The 9,444-nt window shown below is 40.5% G+C and carries 9 protein-coding genes and 2 pseudogenes; all 11 read right to left on the minus strand.

Translation table 11 applies throughout. The annotated features are described in order from the left end of the window. The gene (locus tag B4W83_RS01845) at window positions 1-1,062 is read right to left on the minus strand and encodes a methionine ABC transporter ATP-binding protein (RefSeq protein ID WP_000085651.1); all 1,062 of its coding nucleotides are present in this window, start codon (window positions 1,060-1,062) and stop codon (window positions 1-3) included. Continuing rightward, window positions 1,055-2,428, minus strand: a complete 1,374-nt coding sequence (locus B4W83_RS01850; RefSeq protein WP_000231815.1) for a M20 family metallopeptidase — start codon at window positions 2,426-2,428, stop codon at window positions 1,055-1,057. The genes B4W83_RS01845 and B4W83_RS01850 overlap by 8 nt, the downstream gene beginning before the upstream one ends. 96 nt (window positions 2,429-2,524) lie before the next feature. Further along, window positions 2,525-3,379 (minus strand): MetQ/NlpA family ABC transporter substrate-binding protein, encoded by an 855-nt coding sequence (locus B4W83_RS01855; protein WP_000694510.1) that lies wholly within the window; start codon window positions 3,377-3,379, stop codon window positions 2,525-2,527. Between the two features lie 153 nt (window positions 3,380-3,532). Continuing rightward, the gene (locus tag B4W83_RS01860) at window positions 3,533-4,363 is read right to left on the minus strand and encodes an amino acid ABC transporter substrate-binding protein (RefSeq protein ID WP_000724933.1); all 831 of its coding nucleotides are present in this window, start codon (window positions 4,361-4,363) and stop codon (window positions 3,533-3,535) included. A 103-nt stretch (window positions 4,364-4,466) separates the two neighbouring features. Beyond that, window positions 4,467-4,790 carry an AzlD domain-containing protein gene (locus B4W83_RS01865; protein ID WP_000253931.1) on the minus strand — a complete coding sequence of 108 codons (324 nt, stop codon included), beginning with the start codon at window positions 4,788-4,790 and terminating at the stop codon, window positions 4,467-4,469. Next, window positions 4,780-5,475, minus strand: a complete 696-nt coding sequence (locus B4W83_RS01870; RefSeq protein ID WP_000659737.1) for an AzlC family ABC transporter permease — start codon at window positions 5,473-5,475, stop codon at window positions 4,780-4,782. The genes B4W83_RS01865 and B4W83_RS01870 overlap by 11 nt, the downstream gene beginning before the upstream one ends. Before the next feature lie 273 nt (window positions 5,476-5,748). After that, window positions 5,749-6,975, minus strand: a pseudogene (locus B4W83_RS12210) (MFS transporter). 148 nt (window positions 6,976-7,123) lie between these two features. Further along, complete coding sequence (locus B4W83_RS01885; RefSeq protein WP_000516540.1) at window positions 7,124-7,792, minus strand: CPBP family intramembrane glutamic endopeptidase; 669 nt, start codon at window positions 7,790-7,792, stop codon at window positions 7,124-7,126. A gap of 67 nt (window positions 7,793-7,859) precedes the next feature. Continuing rightward, a complete protein-coding gene (locus tag B4W83_RS01890; RefSeq protein WP_000933471.1) occupies window positions 7,860-8,057 on the minus strand; it encodes a peptide pheromone VP1 in 198 nt (65 codons plus the stop codon). Window positions 8,058-8,346: 289 nt separating this feature from the next. Beyond that, entirely contained in the window at window positions 8,347-9,210 is an 864-nt protein-coding gene (locus B4W83_RS01895) for an XRE/MutR family transcriptional regulator (protein WP_007284849.1), read from the minus strand. Window positions 9,211-9,314: 104 nt separating this feature from the next. Further along, window positions 9,315-9,428, minus strand: a pseudogene (locus tag B4W83_RS12215) (tRNA (adenosine(37)-N6)-threonylcarbamoyltransferase complex transferase subunit TsaD); the annotation flags it as partial. Window positions 9,429-9,444: the final 16 nt, after the last annotated feature.

Consider the following 9,444-nt stretch of genomic DNA (forward strand, 5'->3'; position numbering starts at 1 on the left):
TTACTGTCCTCCCTTCAATACTTTTAGTTGTACACCTGCTTGACGAATGGCTTCTTGGGCACCTGCCAACGCTGCTTTTTCACCTGACAAGACTACAACCAATTCTCCAACAGGAGTACCATCGAGAATTTCGATATTCCCATAGAGAATATTAGCCGTTACTTGGTAATGCTTGTACAACTCATTCAAAAGTGGCTCGTCTGTTGAAGCCCCTGCGTACTTGAGCTGCACCAAAATGCTGTTTTCAGACAAGTGTTCCACGATTTCTTGCTTCTCGATTTTGACCATGGCTTCGTCAATACCTGTGGCTGTTGAGATAAAGTCTTGAGTCAAAGGTTGTTTAGGGTCTGAGAAGATTTCAAGCACACTACCCTCTTCAATCAAATGCCCGTCCTGCATAACCGCCACACGGTTGGCAATATCTTTGACAATCTGCATTTCATGCGTAATCAAGACAACAGTCAAGCCTAATTTTTGGTTCAAATCTTGCAACAAGGCCAAAATCTGCTTGGTTGTCTTAGGGTCAAGGGCAGAAGTTGACTCGTCTGAAATCAAGATTTTTGGATCATTTGCCAAGGCACGCGCAATGGCTACACGCTGTTTTTGCCCTCCAGATAGTTGTGAAGGGTAGTTTTCAGCACGATCCGCCAAGCCAACCAAGTCCAACAACTTAGCTACTTTAGCCTTCTTTTCTTCCTTGCTGAGTCCAGAGTGTTTAAGGGCAAAGGCTACATTCTCCTCTGCAGTCTTCTGGCTCATCAGGTTAAAATGCTGGAAAATCATCCCGATATCTTGACGTTTACGACGTAACTGCTCTGCCGTCAAGGCCACCTTGCCATCAAAAATCACATCATCGTCAATGGTAATTTTCCCTGCAGATGGCTTTTGCAAGAGATTAATCACCCGTACAAGGGTTGATTTCCCTGCTCCAGAATATCCAACAATTCCGTAAATATCCCCTTCTTGGATGTGAATGGTCACATCCTTGACCGCTGTGATGGTTCTCTTCTTTTGGTGAAAAGTCACATCGATCTGATCTAACTTGATAATATCTCTACTCATAGCTTCTAATCAGCTCCTCTACTAATTCAATATGGGTGTAGTAATCGGCGATTCGCACGTTCTCATCTCCACCGTGGTCTCGGCTATTGGCATTTCCTAGACCGAAGGCTACCATAGGCACCTCTAGGGCATCAAAGACCGTATGCATAGGCCCAGTACCTGCCGTAGTCGGCAAGACTGAAACGCCCTGTGGATAGAATTTCTTGGCCAACTCGATCACATTGAGAATGGCTGGCGCGCTCATATCGCTTCGATAGCTCATCTCTCCCAAGGTATAGTATAATTCTACCTTATCAAAGCCATTTTTGTCTAGCTGTTTCCGAATTTTTTCCAGAACATCATGCGGTTCTAAGCCCGGAACCAGACGAACCTCTAGCTTGGCACTGGCTTCTGCAGGCAAAATCGTTTTGACTCCTAGTCCTTGATAACCTGACTGAATCCCTTCGATATTAAGCGCTGGCTCGAAAAAGAAACGTTTTAGAAAGGCCATCCGCTCCTCCTGTAAGAGAGGCAACTCCAATCCATAGATCCGACTAACTTCCTCTGGGTTTCGTTGACCATAAGTTTCTAGCAAGGCCATTTCTCGTTCATTTGGCTCTTGTACTTCTTCGTACAAACCTTCAACCAAGATACGACCATCCGCAGCACGAAGAGACTGTAAGGCTTGGAGGAGATACCAAGGAGCTGATTCCACAACTCCACCATAACTCGAATGGATATCGACATCAGCACTTTTCACCTTGGCATCAAAGGTCACAATCCCCTTATTTCCACCAGAAATTTCCAGCTGTTCCAAGGCATTTTTGGTTCCTTGTTCCCAGACCAACAAATCTGCACCACGGAGTTTATCCGCATGTTTTTCCAAATACTTATCTAGGTCTGTCGAAGCCGATTCCTCCGCTCCCTCCATGATAAAACTGATGTTGACAGGCAGGTCATCGTGGTGCTGCATGTATTTTCTCAAAGCACTCAAACGAGCTGTGATATGACCCTTATCATCGTCAACCCCACGCCCATACATGAAGCCATTGCGCACCGAAAGCGTAAAAGGATCCTCTGTCCAGACCTGATCTCCGTCCGCTGGCACAGTGTCATAGTGATTATAGAAAATCAAGGTCTTGGCATCTGGACGCGAACTCTTGAAATGCGCCATGACAAAGGGAGCCGTATAAGTCTTATCAATCTCCACTTCGGCCCCAACACGCTTGAAAATCTCACCCAGATAGTTGGCAACTTCTTTGAGACCCACCTGTTGGGCAAAGACTGATTTCTTAGAAATCAAGGTACGTAAAACCTCAAAATAATGCTGGGCTACATGATCCTTTTCAAATTTTTCAATCTGTTCTTGTTCACTAGGAAAAACCATATTCTCTCTACCTTTCTATGAACTACTCTTCCTGACAATCCATGCTCTATACAAAAGCAAGAGGTGGAATTTTCTCTCCCACCTCCCTGTTTCTTATTACCAAACTGGTTGATCCAAACCGTCTGATGATTCTTCGATAACTTTTTTCACGTCATCTGTGTGGTAAGCTGCGATTACTTTCTTGATAGCATCAGCCTTAGGTGATGTTTCCCAATCTTTTTTCGCAACAATGATGTTGTACCATTGTTTTGAGTTTTCATCAGCTTGTTCTTTGAAAAGTGCTTTCTTGTAGTCCAATTTTGCTTCTGTAACGAAGGTATTGTTTACAACGGCAGCGTCAACTGATGACAATGAACGAGCTGTTTGGCTAGCGTCCAATTCAGTGATTTTCAAGTTCTTTGGATTTTCTTTGATGTTGGCAACTGTTGCAAGAGCAGTTCCAGAAGCATCCAATTTAATCAAGCCAGCTGATTGAAGCAAGTAAAGCGCACGGCTTTCGTTTGTAGCGTCGTTTGGTACAGCGATTTCTCCGTTTGTTGGGATGTCTTCTACTTTAGTGTACTTGTTGGCACTTCCATTCAAACCTGAGTAAAGGCGGATTGGAGAGATGTAAGTATCTGCAATCGCTACAAGGTCTTTTCCGTTTTCTTTGTTCCAGTTGTTCAAGAAGTTATAGTGTTGGAAAGCGTTCAAATCTACTTCGCCATCAGCAGTTGCTTTGTTTGGTTGTGAGTAGTCTGTGAACTCTGTAAATTCCAAAGTGATACCGTCTTTTTTAACCAATTCTTGGATTTTGTCCCAACGTTTTTCTTCAGAACCGCTACGGTTAACAGTTGCGATTTTGATAGTTGTTGCATTGTCTGCTTTCTTTTCTGAGTTTCCGCAAGCTACAAGAGCCAAACCTGCGACTGTAGCAAGGGCTGCTAGGCCAAGCCATTTTTTGATTTTCATGATTCTTTCTCCTTAAAAATAATACCGTACTAGTATCTCATACTTTGTTTTATTTCACAAATTGTTATTAGATAGTCAGATATATAGTTTAAAACTATATATCTAAGAACTGAGAAATCACCCATCTTATTCAGAATGGATGATTTCAAGAAATTATTTAATATCAGCTTCTGCCGGTAGGTAAGTGTCTCCGAAGAATTGTTTAGACAATTTTTCAAGCGTTCCATCTTTGTAGAGTTCTTTAATGCGTTTGTCTACAAATGATTTCAACTCATCTTGACCCTGAGCAAGAAGTGGGTAAACGTAAGGTTGTTGGTCGCTTGGAAGTTCAATGACTTTCAAGTTATCCAAACCTTGGTTCTTGATCACTGTTTCAACACCGATTTTATCAAAAATCTTATAGTCAAATTGGCCATCGCTCAAACGTACCATGATTTGTTGGAAGTCTGCCTTAGTATAGTTAAGGATAGTTGGGTTGTCCGGGTGTTCAGCGTTGTATGCTTCTAACTGCTTAGCTGATGTAGTGGCTTGAACGACTTCCGTCGATTTTCCACCGATATCAGCGAGAGACTTGATACTAGAGTCATCTTTCTTCACTACAAGGACATTAGGGTTTTGGGCAATTGGTGCGGCATAGAGGTATTTCTCCGCACGTTCCTTAGTGTAGCTAAGATTGTTGACAGCCATATTGTAACGGTCAGCATCAAGACCAGCAAATACACCTGACCATTCTGTCTTTTCAAACTTGACATCATATTTGTCAGAATCTTTAAAGATAGCGCGAACGACTTCAATCTCGTAACCAGTCAATTCGCCATTTTCTTCATAGATAAATGGTTTTGGCGAGCCATTGGTTGCAACGATGATTTCTTTCTTGCTAGTCGCTTCTCCTTCTTTCTTAGCACCACCTGAGCAAGCTGCTAACACACCTGCAGCAACAAGAGCAAGGGCCGCAAGAGATGAGTATTTAACAATTTTTTTCATGTCATTTCCTCCAAAATAGAATACCTTATAATCTTAACAGAAAAAGAGCATTTACGCCATTATATGATATCTATCTCTGTGATAAGTTTTCTTTATAGCTAATTTAAAAGATCAAACGCAAGACGGCAATCAAGACCACTCCAAAGAGAACTGTTCCGACTAGATTGCGGTAGCGAAAGGCTACCCAAGCTGTTGGAAAGACGGCTAAGAAATCTAGCCATTTGATTTGAGGTAAGTTACCAACCTTACCTGTCACTACGCTTGAAAGAATCAAGGCAAAGATAATAGAAACGGGCAAGAACTTCAAAAAACGCTCAACGATCGCAGGCAAGCCCTTATACTTGACCAAGATGAAGGGAATCATACGGGGAATCCAGGTCACAAGACCAGAGAAAATAACCGCTAATAAAAGATACTTACTGACCATCTAACACCACCCCCATTGTACAACCAAGTAGCGTCGCAAAGAGAACAGCTAGCGACTGAGACACCACTGTCAAAAGTAAAAAGAAGGACACCGCAACAACTGCTAAGATAATGAGCAGATTACGGACAGGAATCCGTCTTTGCATAATCTGGAATTGCGAAGCAAAAATACCGATAAACATCCCAACCAGGGCAAAATCTAAACCAAAGATTTCTGGATTTGGTAACAGACCACCTAGAGCCGTTCCGACTACTGTTCCCACAAACCAAGCCACATAGCTGTTGAGATTATTTCCGTGCATCCACATAGGATTAACCTTGTCTGTATGGGCTAATTCGCCCATCAAGACGCCATAGGTCTCATCTGTCAAGATACTAGACATACCGATATTGTGCCAGAGACTAGTATGACGGAAATAGGTTGACGCATGCAAACTCAACAAAAAGAGACGCAAATTAATCAAAAAAACCGTCATAGCAATAGCTGCCACAGGTGCTTGAACCGCAATTAGTGCCAACATGGCAAACTGGGCGCTCCCAGCATAAACAAAGAGGCTCATCAAGCCCATCTCAACAGGTGTCACATAGGGCGCACCGATAATCCCACAGGCCAGTCCGATACTAACATATCCAAGGGCCGTTGGCATAGCTGCCTGCGCTCCCTCCCAAAATCCTTTTTCTTTCATCTTTCTCCTCGTATTGTCTTAATAATACTCAATGAAAATCAAAGATCAAACTAGGAAGCTAGCCGCAGGTTGCTCAAAACATTGTTTTGAGGTTGCAGATAGGAGCTGACGCGGTTTGAAGAGATTTTCGAAGAGTATAAGTAGGCTGATAAGAATCCAGCCACAGCATGGACTATTATAACACATTCAGGAAAGAGAAAAAAGTCTGTTGATTGTAGCTATCATAAAAAGACTGGCAGTCCAGTCTCAAACATAAATTATAGAAATTCTTCACTAAATACTTTCACGAAGATTCAGAAGCATGACAAAGGCAACTAGAAGAAATAGCAATAAAACAAAGCTAACTGCCAGAGTTCCAAAGCTAGTAGCAATGGTTACCAAAGCTATTGTAAATAAGCTAGGTAAAACAACCGTAATGGCACCGATAGAAGATTGAACTGCTCCCATTGACTCCTCAGGTATTTGTTTAAAGACGAGTTCTTGCAATCTAGGAGAGAGAACACCTGCGAAAAAGGCATCCAAGGTACTAAAGATGAGAATCCAGTCAAAACGAACTGTGGCAAATCCTACTAGAAGAAGCAACTGGATGACGAGTGAGGCATAGAGAGCTGTTTTTATAGAAATCATATTTTTCAGATAGCCACTTACAAGGCTTCCGACAATCAGGGCTGACAGTTCAAAAGTGGATAGCAAGGCAAGAGATTGACCTGTTTGTAAATTCAAAAAGGGTTGATTCCTCAAAAATAGAGTAGAAACAGGAACTGTAACATTTATCACTGCTTGACTAATAGAAATAATAAACAAAACCAAGAGCACCTTATTCATATTCCATATCAATTTCGATGATTGGAGCAAATGCTAGCAAAAGGATTTTACAGAGAGTCCTTCTTGATAGCTAATCGTTTTTTCTACTTTCAAGAGGTCAGTTTTTATGAATAGGATACCTAAAAATGCGATTAAAAAGGTAAGAGCGTTCAGTAAGGAAATAAACTGGATGGATAGAATACCTAGTAAGACTCCTCCTAGAATATTACTGATTGTTTTCACTAAACTAACAGTTGATTGTTTAAATCCAATAGCTTCTGCCAGATGATCTTGCCCAATAATTCTAATGAAAATCGGAGTGAGCATGGCGCCTGAAAAATAACTCAATGTGTCAGACAAGAGGTTAATCAGACAAATAAATGCTACTAGCAACAAGGAGAAAGACTGCCCTGAAAGTGATAAAGACACTATAGAGTAAAGCAAAAATTTTGCAAAACTAATAATTGTATATTTTAGGACACGATGATGTTGAAAATCCGCCAAAACTCCCAGAAAGATTTGTAGAACTTGGGGCAGGGTTTCTGAAATCGTGATAAGTAAAATCGCCAAAGGGGCAAAAGAGGCATCTGCCACATAATTCAGGAAGGCCAGATAAAAAATCGTATCCCCAAGTGTTGAAATCCACTGGTTGATGGTTAATTGCCTAAAATCTCTATTTTGAAGAAATACTTTCATCGCAACTCCTTTTTAAATTCCAGTTAGAATTTTTATTCCAAAACATCCTAATAAATCCTGTATGCCCAGTCTATCCCATATCATATAGATAGCCTACACAGCCTTTTTCACTGCACACCTCATCATGTCTTTAGCTACTAACCAGATCCTAGTGCAATAACATCAAAATCTGACCAATACCATTGTAGACTATGTGCAGTCCAATAGGCCAATAAATGGACTTGGTTACTCTAAACAAGACTGCAAATATGAGGCCACCACCCATATATACAAAAAAGTCTGTTAAAACCCAACCGTGATTACTAATGTGCAAGACCCCAAATAAAATAGCAGAACCAAGTACATCTAGTCCCCATTGCTTTCCTTTTTCCAGAGCTGTCATCACCAATCCCCGATAAATCATGTCTTCAAAAATGGGACCTGCTATAACAGGATAGAAAAAATACATCAAAAATGCTGTAGCTCCTGTAAAAGTAGGAACATCCAGTTGATAAGCAATTTCATTTTTGGTAGGAGGGAAAAGAAAAAAGGTGACGAAATTCCAAACAACAAAAGCAAGCAGAGCTAGGAAGGAATAGAAAAGATAGGATCCTTTAAACTTTCTACTCTTGATTTTCTGCCATTTGCCTGACTTAACCATAGCAAAAAAAGCAATAAAAACGACAAGAAAATGCAACATCATATCCGACAGATAATAACCAAAGTCAGATAGAACAAGAGCAAAGTCGCTAGATAAAACCAGACCACTAAGGTACTGATAAGCAAGGACGAGTAGAATCGCTATAAAAAAGTAGTATCTTGAAGTTATCTTTCCCATTTTATTTTCTCCTATACTATGAAATAAAGACAGCCCCTACCCAAGAAAAAGGCAAGGACTTTGAATATCAATAATGGCGACGATTAACAGTGGAAGAATCATGGTTAAAATATTTCTCCCAGAAATTAGTGATTGACCAAGACGTTCCTAAACCTCCCCAACTACCACCTGGGATAACGGCATTATACCCAAGTTCCCCTCCATAAACTGTCTCCAACTCAGCTTCTGTCAATTCCATTGTTTCTGCAAATTGTAAATTTAACATCTTTTACACTCCTTCAATTATCTTCATTTGTAAACCACTTCTGCGACCTAGGATTTGCTTCAAATGTTTTACAAGGACAGTATAACACGGAAATTGGCTTATTTTAGAAAATCGCATATTTGATATTTTTTCTTATAGAAATTTCAGATTTGCGATTTTGGTGAATTTGATTACTTCTCTGGTATAATAAAGTTATTACTAACAAGGAGGGATATAATGATGAAGAAAAGAAAAATACAACTGATACTCCTGCTTATTTCGGAGTGGGTTATTGTCATCCCGTTTTTAACTAATCGATAAGCTCTTTGTATTGCTGCAAACGCAATTCAAAAAGGGCTGTCAATTGTGGATTTTCTAATACTTGCAGAGATTGGATAAAATTTTCAATCTCTTTTTGGTTGCTTCCCTTGGTTTGAAGAAAAATACTCATTTTCTTTAAAAATTGCCACGATACTTTCTCAAAAACATCGTACGGACGGAGCATGCGCTCCAGCTCAGCTTCGAAGATTGGGATGTATGAGAAAAGTTTTCGCTCCATGAGCTCTGATATAATATTCAGAAAGCCACTTTTCATATACAGTCTATTATGTACCAACTCTTTAAATTCTTTGGATTTTTCGAGTAAGGAGGTTGATAAAAAGATCAGATCTTGATTGCTCAAGAAGGGCATAGTATTGCAAAAGAGATAGAGTTCAAACCAGGTCCAAGACTCGATAGCATAGAGATAGCTGGTCAAAAATTCGCTATCCTCCTCTGTTAGCAGATAGCTCTTATTTAAGGAATGGATAGCATTTTTAATCACAATGGCATTCAAACGACGATAGGTCTCTGCCATCTGTTCTTGCTTGATTTTCTCCAATAGTTGCTCTAAGCCAGCGATATCTTGGTGGGCAAAGCGATCCACAACCTTTCGACCGATTCGCATATGTGGAGATTCTTGATAGTTGTTGAGCTTGTGCCCAAACTCATCAAAATTCATATTGATCCCTTGAATGGCTAATATGAGCTTATCAGCAGACAACATGGACTGCCCTAGCTCAAACTTGGACAACTGAGAAGCTGTTAGCCCGTCACAAGCCACATCTGACTGCTTGAGCTTTCTAGCCAGGCGCAGTTCCTTGTAAAATTCCCCCAATTCCATTTTTTCAATCATCCTACCACCTCCTAGCTTTTGCATATTATATCATTATTTGTGTTCATTTGTCAAAATATTCTGATAGTTAGAAAAAATAAAAAAGCCAGCCTTAAGCTGACTCTTTATTCTATGGTATCAAAAGCGAGGCTTGGTTTGGCATTGAGGTCCAAGTTTGCAAAGTTTTCTTTGTTCCACTCGCTGACACTGGCATAAGCAATCATACCTGCATTGTCTCCCGACTTTATCACTTAA

It is taken from the genome of Streptococcus pseudopneumoniae ATCC BAA-960 = CCUG 49455 (assembly GCF_002087075.1).
GTDB lineage: Bacteria > Bacillota > Bacilli > Lactobacillales > Streptococcaceae > Streptococcus > Streptococcus pseudopneumoniae.

Coding starts and splice junctions, on each gene's coding strand:
- B4W83_RS01885 (WP_000516540.1), bottom strand. CDS start 7,792: ATGGGAAAGATAACTTCAAGATACTACTTTTTTATAGCGATTCTACTC.
- B4W83_RS01895 (WP_007284849.1), bottom strand. CDS start 9,210: ATGATTGAAAAAATGGAATTGGGGGAATTTTACAAGGAACTGCGCCTG.
- B4W83_RS01870 (WP_000659737.1), bottom strand. CDS start 5,475: ATGAAAGAAAAAGGATTTTGGGAGGGAGCGCAGGCAGCTATGCCAACG.
- B4W83_RS01865 (WP_000253931.1), bottom strand. CDS start 4,790: ATGGTCAGTAAGTATCTTTTATTAGCGGTTATTTTCTCTGGTCTTGTG.
- B4W83_RS01860 (WP_000724933.1), bottom strand. CDS start 4,363: ATGAAAAAAATTGTTAAATACTCATCTCTTGCGGCCCTTGCTCTTGTT.
- B4W83_RS01855 (WP_000694510.1), bottom strand. CDS start 3,379: ATGAAAATCAAAAAATGGCTTGGCCTAGCAGCCCTTGCTACAGTCGCA.
- B4W83_RS01850 (WP_000231815.1), bottom strand. CDS start 2,428: ATGGTTTTTCCTAGTGAACAAGAACAGATTGAAAAATTTGAAAAGGAT.
- B4W83_RS01890 (WP_000933471.1), bottom strand. CDS start 8,057: ATGTTAAATTTACAATTTGCAGAAACAATGGAATTGACAGAAGCTGAG.
- B4W83_RS01845 (WP_000085651.1), bottom strand. CDS start 1,062: ATGAGTAGAGATATTATCAAGTTAGATCAGATCGATGTGACTTTTCAC.